Here is a 16773-nt window from a genome sequence, read left to right as displayed (position 1 = left end):
ACCTGAGTATTCGGCTTAACTCTTTGCGCTTGTTAATTCTTTGCCGTACTTTCGGCCACTTTTCCGCGCTAAAACTCATACCATGCCATTAATTAAATGGTCTATTTATTACGCAGGAAAAGCACTTAAGAGTAAGGCTGATATTCTGATAAGTAGTTATTCTACTTAAATAATTTTTAGCGACGCTATTATGTGATTTGACCAGTAATAAGGACTAGGAATTACTGGAATTGGTATTATCAAAGAAGTACTTATTTACACCCCAGATCTCTTTCTGGTGCGTATTTCCGTGCATAAATTGAGAATTCAATGTTAAAAAATTTCAAAATTGATTGGATGTCTAATATCCGTGGTGACTTACTTGCGGGTATTGTTGTTGCTCTTGCTTTAATTCCTGAAGCTATCGCCTTTTCTATTATCGCAGGTGTTGACCCTAAAATTGGGTTGTACGCTTCTTTCAGCATTTCGGTTGTTATTGCTTTCACGGGAGGTCGTTCTGGGATGATCTCTGCAGCTACCGGTGCAATGGCACTGTTGATGGTCACGTTAGTTAAAGAACACGGATTAGAATACTTACTTGCCGTTACTGTACTTACTGGAATATTGCAGATTTTAGCGGGTTATTTAAAGCTCGGTAGCTTGATGCGTTTTGTTTCTCGCTCAGTGGTTACAGGTTTTGTGAATGCGTTAGCCATATTGATTTTTATGGCGCAACTTCCTGAATTAACAAATGTAACTTGGCATGTTTACGCCATGACTGCCGCCGGTTTAGGGATTATCTATCTGTTCCCATACCTACCGGTGATCGGTAAATTAATTCCTTCGCCCTTGGTGTGTATCGTTGTATTAACCGCCATTTCGATGTCATTTAATATTGATATTCGTACCGTGGGAGACATGGGGAATCTGCCAGATACCTTGCCAATTTTCTTATGGCCTGATGTGCCCTTAAACCTAGAAACGCTATTAATTATCTTGCCGTATTCTATTGGTTTAGCTGTGGTGGGTTTATTAGAATCCATGATGACAGCAACGATTGTCGATGATCTCACCGATACCACCAGCGATAAAAACCGCGAGTGTAAAGGCCAAGGGCTTGCCAATATCTTTACGGGTTTTCTTGGTGGTATGGCGGGTTGTGCGATGATCGGACAATCAATGATTAACATAAAGTCGGGCGGCCGTGGACGTTTATCTACACTTTCAGCAGGTGTGTTTTTATTGATTATGGTGGTGTTTCTTGGCCCGTGGTTGAAGCAAATACCAATGGCGGCCTTAGTTGCCGTGATGATAATGGTCGCTATCGGTACTTTCTCATGGAGTTCAATTACTGATTTAAGAAAGCACCCAATATCAACGAATATTGTTATGTTAGCCACGGTGATTATTGTGGTAATGACGCATAATTTAGCGCTTGGTGTTCTGGTTGGCGTATTGCTTGCCTCATTATTCTTTGCCAATAAAATTAGCCGTATGATGGTGATAAAAAATAATACGGATAAGAATGAACCTCGTAAATATACCGTAATAGGGCAAGTGTTCTTTGCTTCATCAGATAAGTTTATAACGTCGTTTGATTTTAAAGAAGTGATAGAAAGCGTAACGATTGATTTATCGGCAGCGCATTTCTGGGATGTTACTTCTGTCTCCGCTTTAGATAAAGTGGTGGTCAAATTTCGTCGAGAAGGCACTCACGTTGATCTGATTGGGATGAATGAAGCGACCCTGACTATCGTGGATAAATTTGGTGTGCATGACAAACCAGAAGAAGTCGAAAAACTATTGGCCGGACATTAGGGATAAAACGAATGAAAAATATAATAGCGTGTATTGATGGTTCTACATTTACGTTTGCCACGTGTGAAGCGAGTGCGTGGGTGGCAAAAAAGGTCGATGCACCACTTGTTCTATTGCACGCACTTGATAAAACCATGAGACCCGTCGTGAGTGAGTTGTCAGGTCAAATAGGATTAGGAAGCCAAGAAGAGTTGCTTAATGAACTGGCCGATCTTGATGAAGCACGCAGTAAAATAGCACTTAAACACGGTAATAAATTACTGGAAGAAGCAAAGACGTGGGCATCTAAAGAGGGCGTGAGTGATGTCCGTAAATTGCAACGACATGGAAACCTACTTGATAGCCTCATTGATTTAGAAAATGAAATTAGGGTGTTAGTGATAGGTAAATCAGGTGAAGAGAGCAGCATTAACAAAACAATAGGCTCACAACTTGAAAGTGTTATTCGATCTATTAGCGCGCATATTTTGGTTGTTAGTGAGCCGTTTGCTGTGCCTAATTCTTATCTGATTGCTTTTGATGGTAGCCCAACCAGTCATAAACTGATTGAAAAAGCGATGAAGACGCCGTTGTTAGTTGGTTTAGAATGTCACTTAGTGATGGTTGATGATTCTGGCAATAAGAGTACGGAGTTTGAACAAGCAGCAACGCAGTTGCGAGACGCAGGCCTTAGCGTTAATGAAAGCGTATTGGCGGGATCGGTTGATGAAGCGTTACTTACGTATCAACAGCAACATCAGGTCGGTTTGTTTGTTATGGGGGCGTATGGGCATTCTAAATTGAGACAGTTTTTTGTTGGTAGCAATACAACGGAAGTTTTGGCGAAAAGTAAGGTTCCGATCTTAGTCATTCGTTAGTCAATCAATGATACGTAAAGCCTAGGCATTTTTTCTTCTTATTAGAAAAACGCCTAAAGTAAATTTCTTTAGGCGTTTTTTATGGTTGAGAGATTAAGTAATCGCATTGGTTTTTTGGTCATTACTGATTATTAAGCCATTGCTTGGTTACTTCATCGATATCTTTTCCTTCTCGGGAAACTTGATAGTCGAGAGCCGCGATAATCTCATTGGAGAATGTAAGTGAATCTAATCTTCGAATTTGTTCTTGAGTGAAATAAGTTGCGCGATCTTGTCGGAGTAATAACACTGCGCGATCGACGATACCTAATAAACCTTCTGGCTCGGAAATTTCACGAATAGTGTATTTATGGTGTAAAAATTGTGGCTTCCATAATGGAACGATAACCCATTCTTTATTCTCAACGGCTTGTTCGAATGCGGCAAAGCAATCTTCTTCACTTCCTGTATGGAAGGTGTAACCTGCATGGCTTAAGCCGTATACATCCATCATTTTGATAGAAAATCGAGTAATACCAGCACCTGGGTTAATGCCTTGAATTTTTTTATTCATGCATGAAAGCACTTCAGGTTTTAATAAATCATTTATTTCAGATACGGATTCTTCAGGGATGTAATCTGGTACGCCCCAGAGTGCGTATGGCTTATAATGCAGCCCTAATTCAAGTAACTCTACCGTCTCTTCTACATCAGATTTATATATACCGTGACTAGAGGGAAGCCAAGCAGAAGCCAGCATATCAATGTCGCCTAATTTTAATTTCTCAAAGTTGTCTTGATGTGGGGAGTAAATTCGATCTACTTCGAATCCCATCTCTACTAAAACATGAGTAATTATTGATGCCGTGAGTTGGTGAAAAGAAAGGTTAGTGACCCCGAGGGTTATCTTATGTTTCATAACAGATTATCCGATAGGTGATAAGAATGAACTTCGCTCATGATTTGTTCCTCTTTGTTATTTCGTAAGGTGTTTTTAAACGTATACCATTTATTCATACAGAAATGAGACGGTATTTATTTAAAATAAAATTTGGTAGAAAGCACAAGCAGAAATGATCAATGAACTTTCTAATATCAATAATGTTTTACAATCAAAAATCTCAATGTCGTTAGCTGAAAAATCAAAAGGTATATTATCAATAACACTTTGATTTAACATTGGTTTTGTGTGTGTTTCATTTAATGTGTTCATGATTATATCCTTTGATATAAGTTCGGTTTTTAGTCTTCACTGTTGTCGTTATTGCCTAATGATAACTATTATATCTATTCGTTTAATTTTGATAATTGAGTAATATTCGAAATGATTATTCGTAAAATCTGAATAATAAAAGTGCAATGACAGATAATTGATTAGAGATAAATACGGTGAGCGAGCGGGCTAAATTTTGAGGGAAGTGATTTGATACTGAGTATTTGAATAGAAGATGAGATTAGCGGTTGTGATGGTTAGGTGGAATGAAAAAACACTGGGCGCTTGTGCAACCCAGTGCTTGAGAAATCACATCATGACAAGGCTTGCGGTGCCTAAGAAAGCAAAGAAGCCTACAACATCAGTAACCGTGGTTAATATGACGGAACCGGCCAATGCAGGATCTAATTTAAACTTATCTAATGTGATAGGAATAAGGACGCCAAATAGCGCGGCTGTAATGATGTTGATAATGATGGCAAGGGAGATGGTGGCTCCCAAAGCGAACGATTGAAACCATGCGCCAGCCAGACCACCGATAATCAACGACCATAACAACCCGTTAATCGATCCAATTCCCAACTCATTTTTTAATAAGGTAAAGCGGTTACCGGGGGTGATTTGATTGAGCGCCATGGCACGAACCATCAAGGTTAATGTTTGACTACCAGCAATACCACCCATTGAAGCCACAATCGGCATCAATACCGCAAGTGCAACCACTTGAGTGATCACATCTTCAAATAATCCAATCGTAATTGAGGCGAGAATGGCGGTTAATAAATTAATACCTAGCCACAGCCCACGTTTTTTAGAACTTCGAAAGATAGGGGAAAATAGATCATCGCCTTCATCCATACCCGTACCGGCCATTAAGCGAGTTTCATAAATCTCACGTTGAGTGTTAATTGCAAACTGCCAATCGAGTTGGCCAATTAACGTATTCTCATCGTCAATGATCGCTACACTGGGTACGACGGAATGTTCAATAGCTTCGATACTTTCACTTAATGGCTGATGCACATTAAGCGCTAGGCAATCTTCAATTTTAAGGGTATTTATTTTTATTGAATCGTCAGCAATTAAAATATCGGTATATTGCACAATACCGTGAAACTTATGCGCACGGTTAATTAAGTACATGTACTGGTGAGATTCAAATAAATTGGTTTTTAACAGTTTTTTAGCTCGCCCAACACTGACATTAAAAGGCAATGTCGCAATTTTTCTATCAGCCCAATGCCCAACTTCATCGTCTTCGTATTGTTTTGCGTCGTCATATAGATCCAACTCATCACGGTTGATAAGCTGCAAAGCAAGGCTGAAAATATCTTCAGGTAGAGACTCTGCCCATTCAATTAACGATAAGTTATCCAGTTTAGCGAGCGTGAAATTTAACTCTGCTTCAGATAGCGCTTCAAGAATAGCAACACGCGCGTCAGCACGCATTTCGGTTAATACATCAATATGCATTTCTAATGGCAGACGACGCCACAATTGCACACGTTGATCAACGGGGAAGGCTTCTAAAATACGGGCAAAAGAACCGTTGTCTAAGCCATGTTCAACGTACTCACCGAGTAATTCGACTTGCTGCTGTGGGTCTGCATTAAATAGGGGATCAATCTGGGATGATAAGTCTTGGAATTCGTTCAATCTCTTACTCCATAAGAAAGCAGCGTCTTTAAACTATAGGGAAATAAAAATAATTATAATGGTTATATAGCTGATATAAAACAAGCGAATAACCTTGATCCTAGTATTTATTTACAAAGGCATAATAAATCGGTGAAAGGCAGTAAATTATCATCTTAAAGATGTAATTAAATTTCAAAATTGTCGGTTTTCTTCAATCTTTTTTATTGCAAAGTGATTATTATCTTTGCCGAGAGTTACGGACTCTCATATACCTTAAGATTATGGGCAAGATGCCCAAAGGAAGATCAACATGAATTTACTACCTTCATTGCCTCAACTTGGATGGCGTCCATTTTTCCAGCAGCAGCTAACGTTAGAGGAACTGACCGAACTGCGAATAGGTAGAGTGATAGAACAGCATCGAAGTGGTGTGGTGGTATTGAGCGAAGAAGGCCAATTTAATTTACTACAAACACCGAACAGTGATCGTGTGTGTGTTGGTGATTGGGTTTTGTTTGATGAGCAATTAAAGTTAGAAAGAGGGTTGGAACGCCAATCATTATTTCAACGTAAAGCACCGGGCTCTAAGGTGGATAACCAACTTATTGCCTCTAATGTTGATAGTTTATTTATTGTTTGTTCATTAAATAATGATTTCAATTTAAGCCGTATCGAGCGTTATTTAGCAATGGCTAAAGAAGCTGATGTAGAACCTGTGATTATACTGACTAAAGCAGATTTGTGTGATGACAGCGAGGAAAAACGCTACCAAGTACAAACGTTAAATCGATTCATGATGGTTCATGCGATAAATGCACTAGACAGTGAGCATATCAAAGAACTGATGGGATATTGTACACAAGGAAAAACCATCGCGCTATTGGGCTCATCAGGTGTTGGGAAATCAACACTGGTTAATGCCTTAATGGGAGAAGACGCACAAGCAACTGGTGGTATTCGAGAAGATGATAGCAAAGGTCGACATACAACGACCTCACGCGCATTGAAGTGGATGCCACAAGGCGGGTTGCTAATGGATACTCCTGGAATGCGAGAGCTGCAATTAAGCGATTGTGAGCAAGGCGTGAGCGATACTTTCCATGAAATTACGTATTTCATTGACCAATGCCGTTTTGGGAACTGTACTCATAATAATGAGCCGGGTTGTGCAATCCAAAAAGCCTTGAATGAGGGGGAGCTAGAGTCTCGTCGTTTTGTCAGCTATCAAAAATTAATGCGTGAGCAAGCGTTGAACAGTCAAACGTTAGCGGAAAAACGCTTAAAAGACAGAGCGCTTGGTAGAATGATTCACTCTGTTCAAACAGAGTCTCGCCAACGTAAGAAAGGATACTAAAAGACAAATCAAATAGTATCAAACGAAAAGAAAGCAGTGCGATGTCACTGCTTTCATTTTATCTATTTTGTTATTGAACACTTTCCGCGACATTATTCGGCTTTATATTTAAAATTCGTTCGATCAATTCTGATTTCTCGCTTTTCTCTTTCCATACTAAGTACAGATGCTGCTCCATGATGGGGGCGTTATCAACGACGTAAAGATCGCCATCCTCAATGCTCTGGTTCACAACTGGCGCAGGCAAATAACCAACCCCAGAGTTTGCTATCAAATAATCTAACGCCATTCGAGAAGAGTGTGTATGCAAAATTGGCGTGCGTTGTAGCTCGGGTATCTTACTGTGCTGAATCGCAAACTTAGCTCCCCAATCGAGATACACCAAAGGAAGCGTTTGACTGCTTTTTAATTGACAATCTGGATCATGAGAAACGAGTTGTAATTGGTAATCACGGATCTTTAATACGCCTAAACCATCAATCTTCGGAGGTTCACTGGTAATAAATAGATCGACATTCTTATCAAGTAAAGATTTTGATAAATCTTGGCGACGAATCGATTCTAAGCGCAAAGCAAGGCCGGGAATAGATGCATAAATGCCATTGATCCAATCGGAAATACCATCAAATTCCCAAAACAGTGGGCTCGCTCCAATGGCGATTTGAGAATTGTAATCCTCAGTTAATGCGACATCTTGTTTTGCCCTGCCCCACGTTTGCAAAATGGCTTCAGCATAGGGTAATAATCGCTCTCCGGCTGCCGTTAACTGAACGTTATGGCGCTGACGAGTAAACAGAGGATTACCTAGCTGAGATTCTAATTGTCGAACCCTAAAACTGACCGCGGATTGAGTGAGAAATAAGTGCTCAGCAGCACGGCCAAAGTGACGCGTTTTTGTCACTTCTAAGAAGGTTTTAAGTAAATCAGTGTCCAAAGAATTCATCCCATAATTAAAGGTTAGCCTGACCATAAAAAAGTTTTATCGAAAGGACGAAATTTTTTCGTTTTACATAATCCATCAGCTGAACTAAATATACGCTTATCTCCTATAATTAAAGAATAAGCGATGAGAACAAGTTCAAAATTCTATGATGATGCCCGCTTTAAAAGAGGGTTCAGCCGCAGTGGTTTCACTATTAAAGAAGCGGCAATTCTTGAAAGTTACGGCCGTACGATGAAAGCCTTATCTGAAGGCTCTATGGTACCTATTAGTGATCGAGAGAGCATTTTTCTTCAAGAAGTAGCATCAGAACAGAAGTCTACCTCTGAATTTACTCTATGTTGGCTTAAATATCTAAAATTAAGTAACACAAAACCAAAATTGTACACATTATGTGGTACACAGCGTTCAGATAATACAGATGGTCACTCCGATGGTGATGACGATTAGTCTGTGATCTCTGATCGCAAACCAAACATAAACTCTAATGGCTTCTCCTCATCGAGAGGCCATTTTTATAAGGCGGCTTAAAGGTCGCTTTATAAATACGCAATCCTATGGCTAACTAAAAGCGGTAGGTAAATATATTGAATAAAGCAATACAGTCAGTTAATCGCTAAAATCGGATCAGACTGCAACGTAAATCATTAATTTGGGGAACATGTTGTGAGTATGAAAGAAGAAATAAACAACAATAAAATGGATGTAGAAAAAGGATTAATGATGCAGATTCTTTCTGAGAGTGAAATAGTAAATAAAATTCAAAACCTAATTCCTTTTGAAGCGACATTATCGGATGGTGGCCTTACCCTTCGAATCAGCGAATATCAGCCTTACCTTGCGACTGCGGTGCATAACGGTCATGAAATGCGTGCGTCATTGAGTGAGCTATGTACGTTGTCAGACAGCGAGCGCTATGTGCAAGAATCGCCGTATTCTGGTGATTTTATTTCGTCATTACCAATCGTATTATTGGCACTAGATTCTCGCTATGAATACGATATAGATAAAACGGAAGCGACGTGCATTGATAACGTATGGACATCGCCATTAGCAGAAAAAGAAAGTGAACTGAGTAAGTCAAAACACGCGACGTATTACCGAATTTTACATTGCTTACTCACCACGTTAGAAAATGAGTTTGGCATTTGTTCTGTGTATGATCTTCGTTCGTACAATTATCAAAGCACAGATGAAGCGATCCCTACGTTTAATGTGGGAACAAAACAAATTAATGCGCGTCGCTGGCGTAAAAAAATTAACGATTTATTGGATCGTTTGAATCATGTTGAATTACCAAATATTGATGTTGATGCACAAGAAAACAGCGTATGCACCGGTCTTGGCTATCAAGCGACGTTTGTTAAAGAACACTTCTCAAAAACCGTTATCTTCCCATTAGGCGTGAAGAAAATTTATATGGATGAAAGCCGAGGAGAAAGTTTTCCTTTGGTGATTGAGAAACTGAAAGAAGAGCTAAAAACAGTGATCAGTGGTCACGTTGCCGCCATGCTTTCTCGTCGTTCAGGTGCAAAAAAGAAAGTAACGCCAGGGCAAATATTAGCGTCTACTTTATCAGCAGAAGCGTACAAGGTAGACCGCGCGTTATTTAAGATTGCCAAAGGCATCAATACGCTGAGTTACATTAACCCAAGTAATTTACGTCAAGAAAAACGCCGTTTCTTAACGAAGCCGTTTACGTATGAACCGAATTTTACGTATAAACAATTAGACATCGATCCGTACTTGTTCAGAGAGCAATTGTATCGTTTACCCGTTGATGACATTCGTGATGCTGATTTGCAGAAATTGTACCGTAAAGTGATCGATCAGCTTGCGGTGAGAATCGATTTGTTGACCAGTATTGGTACGGACGATTTCTTGTATAATTCGCTTCGCTATTACGGTCAGCCAGATGATCAAGACATTGCTAACGCTAACTTTATTCTTCACGCAAAAGAGTATGACGAACCAGAAGCGCAGACGGTAACACCGAAAGAGGCGATGGCAGCGTTTCATGAAGCGGCTGACGAGTATGGCTTTAAGTGTAAAGTGATCGGCTCAACACAATTAATTGCAAGAGCAATGGTGAGCGGAAAAACACTGAAAGTGAATACGGGTGTGATGTTTGGCAAGAAAGATTTGGATGCCTTAATTCATCACGAATTGGGTGTGCACATGGTGACGAGCATTAATGCCGAGCAACAACCATTGAAGATCTTAACATTAGGTCTACCAGGCAATACCCACACTCAAGAAGGGCTCGCTATTTTATGTGAGCACTTATCGGGTAGCTTCAATTTAGGACGTTTAAAAACGCTGGCATTGCGCGTTATTGCGGTTCATAAAATGGTGAAAGGGGATTCGTTTTCTGAAACATTCCATTGCTTGAAACACGATTATGATCAAAATGATGACAGTGCGTTTACGATAACGGCTCGGGCTTATCGTGGTGGCGGTTTTACCAAAGATTACTTGTATCTAAAAGGTCTACGTGATGCATTGCACATGTACGAGAAAGAAGATTTAACGTCTTTATTCTTAGGCAAAACTGGGTTTGAATTTAAACCTATTTTGGATGAATTGATTGCTCGTAATATATTACCTGCTCCTAAGTTTATTCCTAAAGCGCTTTCAATTTCACGCGAAAAAGATCCCGTATTGGATTGGTTGATGAAATCGATTCGATAGTGAAATAACGAACGATACAGCCTGCCTTTATTCTTTAATGAAAGGCAGGCTTTTTTTTGTCTATTTTTTCTTAAATGATGAATGCTAAATTCAACCAGCAGGCTTATTAAGAAAAGGAATAGAGTGGTTCGATAGAAGGATCTTTTTTGGGGATAATCATGAGGGTTTGAGATTCTGGGTCGGTGATAATGGTGGTGTTTACCCCATAGACCGTGTGAATAATGTCGGGGTTCGCGAGGTCTTCAGGTTTTCCTTCCGCCACTATTTTCCCCTCGTGCATCATGATGATATTGTCTGCGTATCTAAAGGCCTGATTAATATCATGCAGCACCATCACCAATGTTTTTCCTTGATCTCGTAGAGACAGACAAAAGTTCATCACTAAAAGTTGCGCACGTATATCAAGAAAAGAGGTCGGTTCATCAAGCATTAAGATATTACTCTTTTGAGCGAGTACCATTGCTAACCAAACTTGCTGTTGTTGTCCGCCAGATAAGCTGGCAACAGGACGGTGTATTAACTCGGTTAACCCTGTGGCGATCAACGCTTCTTGAACGGCGGTTTCATCATCTAGCGACCATTGCTGCCACATTTTTTGGTGTGGGTAACGCCCGCGGCTGACGAGTTCGATAACCTCTATCCCCTCAGGTAATTCGGGCTTTTGAACTAATAGAGCAAGTTCACGCGCGAGTGTCTTACTGTTCATTTTTAAAATGTTCTCTTCACCTAAAAGAATGCACCCTTCATCGGGGTGTTTTATGCGACTTAACATTTTGAGTAAGCTCGATTTCCCACAGCCGTTTGGACCAAGAATCACTGTCAGTTTTTTAGCTGGAATAGCCAGTTGCATACGGTTGATTATTTGCCCTTCACTGTAGCTTAATGAAACGTGATGAGCTGATAATGTTTTGGTTATTTCGTTATTGTTTTGCATGTATTCATCCTTATTTATTGGTGACTTGTCGGCTTAATAAACCCACGAGATAAAGTCCACCAATCAATGCGGTGAGTACGCCTACTGGCATTCGAAATAAACCGGGTAGGGTGAGGGTTATTGTGTCAGAAACAAGAAGGAGTAGGCTGCCATAAATGGCTGATCTTAAGAGCGCTAATCGGCTGTGACCAAAACGTGCAAGATGCGGAGCGACTAAAGCAACAAAGGCAACAGGCCCAACAGTCAGTACGGCACCAAGCGCAAGTCCAGAAGCAAGAAGAAGCGCTTGCCATTGTGTTGTATCGACGCGGCTTCCTAGCGCGATTGCACTGTCATAACCTTGGGTAAGAAGAGACAGGCGACGAGCGAGCAGAAGAAGCAGTGGAACAAAAATAATAAGAGTCATGAAGATGACGGAAACGTCTTGCCAATTTCGGTTGGCTAAACTGCCACTAAGGTAACCAAAAAGCTGCTGAGCTTGTTCTCGTTGAACCAGAGTTAAAATGAGTTGAACGGTCGCGACAGCAAAGGCATTGATGGCGATCCCAAGCAGAACCAGTTGTCGTGATAATTGCCACGATTTCCCTAATGCGAGCAGCATGATCGTTAAAACAGAGACGGCACCGAGTAACGCACCAATAGCTATTGGTTGATTTGGCAAAAACCATAACCACAATACTGCGCCAGCACTTGCTCCGGCGTTTATACCAATAATGTCAGGGCTGCCTAATGGATTTTTAGTTAACGTTTGAAATACTGCCCCAGAAATACCGAGCGCGGCACCGGCTCCGATGGCACACAAAGCCCTTGGTAATCTGGATTGCCAAAATAGCCAATCTTGGTATGGGGTCGCTTCACCTTTAAATAGCGTTATAAAATCATCAGGTGTCATGCCATGCTTGCCTAACATTAAACTAAAAGTTAGAAATAGGGCGGTTAATATCATCGCCATGATTGCGGCGTTGAGTGTCCTTTTGCTTGGGGCCAGTATTACGATTGACCCTAACTGCCATGTTGAGACTAAATTAGTTTTCATTTGAGTTTCTCTTCAGACGTCGTTTACAAGGTGTTACTGATGACGACTTTTTCATTTGGTCTCTTCTCACAGCGAGGTAGAGAAAAGGAGCGCCGAGCATAGCGACAACGATGCCAGTAATAAGCTCTGTCGGAGGCATGAGTGTTCGAGCGATCACATCAGCAATGACAACAAGGTTACCGCCAATGAGTGCCGATATGGGCAGTTGCCAGCGAAAATCCAGTGGGGCAATAAATCGAGAAAGGTGGGCGGACGCTAAACCAACAAAAGTCAGTGACCCGACGGTGGCGGTTGAGGCCGCACACAAAATCGTAGCGCCAAGCCAACCTAGTTGCGGCTGCCATCGTAAATTCGCCCCCAAGGATATCGCAATGTTTCTATCGATAGAGAGTAAATTTAAAGCAGGGGCTAATAGAAGAAGAATGACAGTAGCGATAATAAAGTAAGGCCATATCGTATTAATATCAGACAGTTGGAGTCCTGATAATGACCCCGACATCCAATACTTTAGGTCACTAAAAAGCGATGGGTTTACGATGACTCTTGCTTGCACATAAGCACCTAATACGGCACTAATGGCGGCACCAGATAGGATAAGTCTTGTTGGGGATTGATTGTGGCCTCGTGACAATAAGTAGACCATCACGCTCGTGAGTAACGCACCAGGAATCGCTAACCAAAAAAGAGGCCAGTTGGCACTAAATGATAATAAGCTGAGTGTTATTATTGAGGCATTCGCTCCCGCATTCACACCGAGTAAACCCGGATCCGCCAAAGGGTTTCGAGTTAAGGCTTGCATGACGCCCCCTGCCATTGCTAATGACATTCCAGCCAATAAACCAATCAGAACTCGTGGGAGTCGAGCTTGTATAATAAGAGTATCGTGATTGAGATTATTTTCACTAAATAAGCGCAGTAGATAAAAGGGAGATAGGGTTGTTGTTCCTAAAAGAAGCCCAGAAATAATTGCAGAAAAACTTAATATAATTAGCAATATTAATGTGGTAGTGACCTTTTTATTTCTGCTGATTAAAGAAGGGGGAATGGCCAAGTCAGGTGTACTAGTTAATTGGTTATCTGCGTTATTCATTTACCCATAACCTCTTTGATTTTTGGAATAAACGCGGGCATTACCCATTCCAAACTGAGCAAACTGCCATAGGACGTTGCCATTACAGTTGAGGGATCGGTTATCGCAAGATATCGTCCTTGCTTAACGGCGTTGATGTGTGAGAAAAGCGGTATTTTTTCAACGGTTTGTTTGCTTTTTTCAGACTCATACCAACTAATAATGAGATCGGCATCATTAAATATATCGGAGTGCTCTAAACCAATGTTGGCCGTGAAATGTCCACGAGTTGGTTTTATGTCTTTGACTTCAGGAAGTTGTATAAAGCCGAGAGCGAGTAGAGAGTCGATACGTGGATCGCCAGGTACATACAACGCAAGATTACCGAATCGACTTCCTGCATTAATATACGCCAGTTTTTTACCTTTAAATTGAGGGTTTTCATCGGCAAGTGAAGCAAGGTATTGGTGTAATTTAACAAGCAGGGCGTCTCCTTCTTCTGTTTTTCCTAAAGCCGTTGAAATGAGTGTAACTTGCTTATCGATAGGGGTAAGCCAAGGTTGATCTGGATAAGCAACAACAGGAACAAAATTGTTTAATTGGTTAAACGTTTCGAGTGTGATCCCAGATTGTGGCGCTAAAATTAGGTCGGGTTTTAATGATAAAATATACTCGATATCGAGTTCAGGGTAGCTATTGAGTACTGAGGGTAAGGCTTTCTCTTGTTCTAGGACGGCTTGTTTAAACCAAGGTAGATAACCTTTGCTGTCACCACCCCAATAATGAGCTTCAATGGCGATAGGCACAATGCCTAAGAGTAAGCACCAATCTTCGGTTGTTGCGCCTAGAGTGATGACGCGTTGCGGACGAGTAGGAATAACCGCGGTTCCATGCGCGGTTTTAATGGTGACAGGGAATGGGGAGCTGCTTATTTGGTTTAAGGGGATGGCAGCACTGTGGCTACTCAGCAATATAAACAGCAGAGAGATTGCTTTTGGCCATTTCAATATAGTTATAAAATGTCGCCCTACCTTACGGTAGGGGCCTCCAAGTAAATTTGAGATAAATTAATGAACAGCGTTGGTCTTAAAATTGGTAGTCAACATTCACGCTTATATTACGAGGCTCGCCTGCGTGATATTGGTTATAGATCCCCATCTGGCTGTAATATTCTTTATCAAAAAGGTTTTTCACATTCGCATTGACGTTAAGTTTTTTGTTTACCTCATATCGCACCATTACATCGTATATCGCGTAACTGTCTTGCTTTACTTTGGTATCTCCAACATTAGGTATACCGCTTACTTCTTTATAAATACTGCTGTACCAACGAGCCCCTCCGCCAATTTGGAGGCCCTCTAAAACGTCACCTAATTCATAAGTGGTGAAGAGTTTGAGTTGTTCGTTAGGGATGTCTGTTTTTAATCTATTTCCTTGTGGATCTTCTATTTTGAAATAGGTATAGCCAAGCGTTAAGTTCCAGTCATCTGTGATGGCACCATTGGTTTCAAACTCGAACCCTTTGGTTTCTGTACCATCAACACCACGATAAATAGGCATCCCTGTATTTGGATCGACGTCGTCAGTTTTTATTCCTAAATTATCCTGTAACGTGTTGAAGCCATTAAGAGAAAGGTTTAACTGATCATCCAAGAGGCTTGCTTTAATTCCTGTTTCATAGTTCTTTCCTTTAATAGGGTCGAGATACGTATTATTTTTACCTTTTACGTTTTGCGGTGTGAAAATATCAGAGTAACTGGCGTATACCGCAACAATGGGCGTTATTGCATAAGTCGTCCCAACGTATGAGGTAAATTCATTACTGATTTTATTTTTATGAAGGGTTCCAAAGTCATTCATATCGGTTTCCCAGTCACTCAATCGTCCACCAAGAACGAAAGACCACTGGTCAGTTACCTTGATATGTGAGGCGACATAGATCCCTTGTTGTTTGGTTTCTCCTGTCGATTCCCAGCTTTTTTCTCTGCTCCATTCCGGTTCTGGATAAGACCAATTTGGGTCAGTAAAATCACCGACCTCTGATTGTGCGTTTAGCCCTTTATAGTAAGTATTCTCGAACGTCATTTTTTGATTGTTGAAACCCGCGATCATTTGGTGATCTTGTCCAAACAGAGAAAAATGACCTTTGAGAGTTAGGTTAAGATTATTAATTTTTCGATTTCCATCAATATAATTAATACTGCCAGGAACCATACCTTCATTTGTCTTTGGGTCAGGAAAACCTGTCGGCCATAAATAATTGAAATCTAAGCTGTTATCACCATAGGTATACGTTCCTTTTATTACCCAATCTTGGTTAAAGCTATGCTCTAGACTGACAAATAAATTTAATGCTGTGGTTTCAGCGGATGCCCAGTCAGGAGCGGTGGTTGCTGATGTGCTGTAATTCGTTCTCGTACCATCGCTATGAAAAAGGGGAAGTCCTCCCGCCATGGTGCCTTTTGGTTCGTTATATTGATAATCGGTACCGACCGTTAGTAAAGTGTCAGTGGTTAAATCGGCTTCAATAACGCCATATAATGTACTTCTTTTCTGTTCGTATCTGTCTAAGTAGGACTCACGCTCTTGATGGACAGCAACAAGACGAGCTCTAATACTTTCATCAGTATTTACGCTGCCAGAGATATCAACGACCCCTCGTTTTAAATTCCAAGATCCCGTGCCTACGCTAACATTGGCATTAAAATCGTGAGTAGGACGTTTTCTAATAAGGTTGATAGAGGCTGAAGGCTCGCCTGCACCAATCATTAATCCGTTCGCACCGCGAACCACTTCAATGCGATCATAAATCGCCGTATCCATTAGGTTATCACCGTAATTGAAACGGGTGTCATAGGTGATAGGAACGCCATCATAAAGAATGGTGCTTACTTCCATACCACGAGCAGAGACGGTGTATCTGTCGTTATCCATAGGTCGAGCGTAAACACTTGATACGCTGTTCATTACATCAACAACACTGTTTAGTTGCTGATCTTTCATGGCTTGTTCGTTCACGGCAGTTACAGATTGTGGTGTTTCTAAATAGGATAAATCCATCCCTGTTGAGGTTGAGGTTTCACCTGTTTTATAGCTGGCAATCTCTTGTTTATGCGCGGTAATGGTCATTACTTCCATTGCCTCGTTATCATTCTCCTCTGCCATTACTGGCAACGTTAAAACACAAGATAACCCATAGAAAAGTGAGTATGTCGGTATTTTTGTTGATGTCATGTTCGTATTCAATGTCATTGTTTGGCCTAAA

The 16773-nt window shown here is 40.9% G+C and carries 14 protein-coding genes; 5 read left to right on the top strand and 9 right to left on the bottom strand.

Annotated elements, in window-relative coordinates; translation table 11 throughout:
* The first annotated feature begins 309 nt into the window (after positions 1–309).
* Positions 310–1797, top strand: a complete 1488-nt coding sequence (locus A6E04_RS02810; protein WP_065609859.1) for a SulP family inorganic anion transporter — start codon at positions 310–312, stop codon at positions 1795–1797.
* Between the two features lie 11 nt (positions 1798–1808).
* On the top strand, positions 1809–2654 hold the full coding sequence (locus A6E04_RS02805; RefSeq protein ID WP_065609857.1) for a universal stress protein: 846 nt from the start codon (positions 1809–1811) through the stop codon (positions 2652–2654).
* Between the two features lie 121 nt (positions 2655–2775).
* On the opposite strand, the gene A6E04_RS02800 is transcribed toward A6E04_RS02805, so the two are convergent.
* The 3 genes from A6E04_RS02800 to A6E04_RS02795 all read right to left on the bottom strand — a co-directional run bounded on the left by A6E04_RS02800 (position 2776) and on the right by A6E04_RS02795 (position 5502).
* The gene (locus tag A6E04_RS02800) at positions 2776–3552 is read right to left on the bottom strand and encodes a glycine betaine ABC transporter substrate-binding protein (RefSeq protein WP_065609855.1); all 777 of its coding nucleotides are present in this window, start codon (positions 3550–3552) and stop codon (positions 2776–2778) included.
* Between the two features lie 120 nt (positions 3553–3672).
* Entirely contained in the window at positions 3673–3846 is a 174-nt protein-coding gene (locus A6E04_RS21245; protein WP_175365406.1) for a hypothetical protein, read from the bottom strand.
* Positions 3847–4155: 309 nt separating this feature from the next.
* The gene (locus A6E04_RS02795) at positions 4156–5502 is read right to left on the bottom strand and encodes a magnesium transporter (protein ID WP_065609853.1); all 1347 of its coding nucleotides are present in this window, start codon (positions 5500–5502) and stop codon (positions 4156–4158) included.
* A gap of 292 nt (positions 5503–5794) precedes the next feature.
* On the opposite strand from A6E04_RS02795, the gene rsgA reads away from it, so the two are divergent.
* Positions 5795–6838: a ribosome small subunit-dependent GTPase A gene (gene rsgA / locus A6E04_RS02790; RefSeq protein WP_065609851.1), complete on the top strand. Its 1044-nt coding sequence runs from the start codon at positions 5795–5797 to the stop codon at positions 6836–6838.
* A 70-nt stretch (positions 6839–6908) separates the two neighbouring features.
* Here the strand turns inward: rsgA and hdfR are convergent, their stop codons facing one another.
* Complete coding sequence (hdfR, locus tag A6E04_RS02785) at positions 6909–7772, bottom strand: HTH-type transcriptional regulator HdfR (protein ID WP_023602828.1); 864 nt, start codon at positions 7770–7772, stop codon at positions 6909–6911.
* A 132-nt stretch (positions 7773–7904) separates the two neighbouring features.
* Between hdfR and A6E04_RS02780 the strand changes: the two genes are divergently transcribed.
* Together A6E04_RS02780 and A6E04_RS02775 are read left to right on the top strand one after the other, a co-directional pair.
* The gene (locus A6E04_RS02780) at positions 7905–8228 is read left to right on the top strand and encodes a MaoP family protein (protein ID WP_017021615.1); all 324 of its coding nucleotides are present in this window, start codon (positions 7905–7907) and stop codon (positions 8226–8228) included.
* Between the two features lie 222 nt (positions 8229–8450).
* Complete coding sequence (locus A6E04_RS02775) at positions 8451–10469, top strand: flavohemoglobin expression-modulating QEGLA motif protein (protein WP_422614044.1); 2019 nt, start codon at positions 8451–8453, stop codon at positions 10467–10469.
* 106 nt (positions 10470–10575) lie between these two features.
* Here A6E04_RS02775 and A6E04_RS02770 read toward each other — a convergent pair whose 3' ends face one another.
* From A6E04_RS02770 to bitA, 5 genes are all read right to left on the bottom strand, one after another.
* Positions 10576–11403, bottom strand: a complete 828-nt coding sequence (locus A6E04_RS02770; protein ID WP_065609849.1) for an ABC transporter ATP-binding protein — start codon at positions 11401–11403, stop codon at positions 10576–10578.
* A gap of 10 nt (positions 11404–11413) precedes the next feature.
* Entirely contained in the window at positions 11414–12439 is a 1026-nt protein-coding gene (locus A6E04_RS02765) for a FecCD family ABC transporter permease (protein ID WP_065609847.1), read from the bottom strand.
* Positions 12429–13529, bottom strand: coding sequence for a FecCD family ABC transporter permease (locus tag A6E04_RS02760; RefSeq protein ID WP_065609845.1), 1101 nt, complete (start codon positions 13527–13529; stop codon positions 12429–12431). Before A6E04_RS02760 ends, A6E04_RS02765 begins: the two co-directional genes overlap by 11 nt.
* Positions 13526–14515, bottom strand: coding sequence for an iron-siderophore ABC transporter substrate-binding protein (locus A6E04_RS02755; protein WP_065609843.1), 990 nt, complete (start codon positions 14513–14515; stop codon positions 13526–13528). The genes A6E04_RS02760 and A6E04_RS02755 overlap by 4 nt, the downstream gene beginning before the upstream one ends.
* A gap of 79 nt (positions 14516–14594) precedes the next feature.
* The gene (gene bitA / locus A6E04_RS02750; protein WP_065609841.1) at positions 14595–16760 is read right to left on the bottom strand and encodes a TonB-dependent siderophore bisucaberin receptor BitA; all 2166 of its coding nucleotides are present in this window, start codon (positions 16758–16760) and stop codon (positions 14595–14597) included.
* Positions 16761–16773: the final 13 nt, after the last annotated feature.

Source organism: Aliivibrio logei, assembly GCF_001691055.1.
GTDB classification, from domain to species: Bacteria; Pseudomonadota; Gammaproteobacteria; order Enterobacterales; family Vibrionaceae; genus Aliivibrio; species Aliivibrio salmonicida.
This window is presented reverse-complemented; position numbering and strand designations above follow the sequence as displayed.

What these genes read in the sequence shown, in the direction of transcription:
- A6E04_RS02810 (WP_065609859.1), top strand. Translation starts at nt 310, where the DNA reads ATGTTAAAAAATTTCAAAATTGATTGGATGTCTAATATCCGTGGTGAC.
- A6E04_RS02805 (WP_065609857.1), top strand. Translation starts at nt 1,809, where the DNA reads ATGAAAAATATAATAGCGTGTATTGATGGTTCTACATTTACGTTTGCC.
- A6E04_RS02800 (WP_065609855.1), bottom strand. Translation starts at nt 3,552, where the DNA reads ATGAAACATAAGATAACCCTCGGGGTCACTAACCTTTCTTTTCACCAA.
- A6E04_RS21245 (WP_175365406.1), bottom strand. Translation starts at nt 3,846, where the DNA reads ATGAACACATTAAATGAAACACACACAAAACCAATGTTAAATCAAAGT.
- rsgA (WP_065609851.1), top strand. Translation starts at nt 5,795, where the DNA reads ATGAATTTACTACCTTCATTGCCTCAACTTGGATGGCGTCCATTTTTC.
- A6E04_RS02780 (WP_017021615.1), top strand. Translation starts at nt 7,905, where the DNA reads ATGAGAACAAGTTCAAAATTCTATGATGATGCCCGCTTTAAAAGAGGG.
- A6E04_RS02775 (WP_422614044.1), top strand. Translation starts at nt 8,451, where the DNA reads ATGAAAGAAGAAATAAACAACAATAAAATGGATGTAGAAAAAGGATTA.
- A6E04_RS02770 (WP_065609849.1), bottom strand. Translation starts at nt 11,403, where the DNA reads ATGCAAAACAATAACGAAATAACCAAAACATTATCAGCTCATCACGTT.
- A6E04_RS02765 (WP_065609847.1), bottom strand. Translation starts at nt 12,439, where the DNA reads ATGAAAACTAATTTAGTCTCAACATGGCAGTTAGGGTCAATCGTAATA.
- A6E04_RS02760 (WP_065609845.1), bottom strand. Translation starts at nt 13,529, where the DNA reads ATGAATAACGCAGATAACCAATTAACTAGTACACCTGACTTGGCCATT.
- bitA (WP_065609841.1), bottom strand. Translation starts at nt 16,760, where the DNA reads ATGACATTGAATACGAACATGACATCAACAAAAATACCGACATACTCA.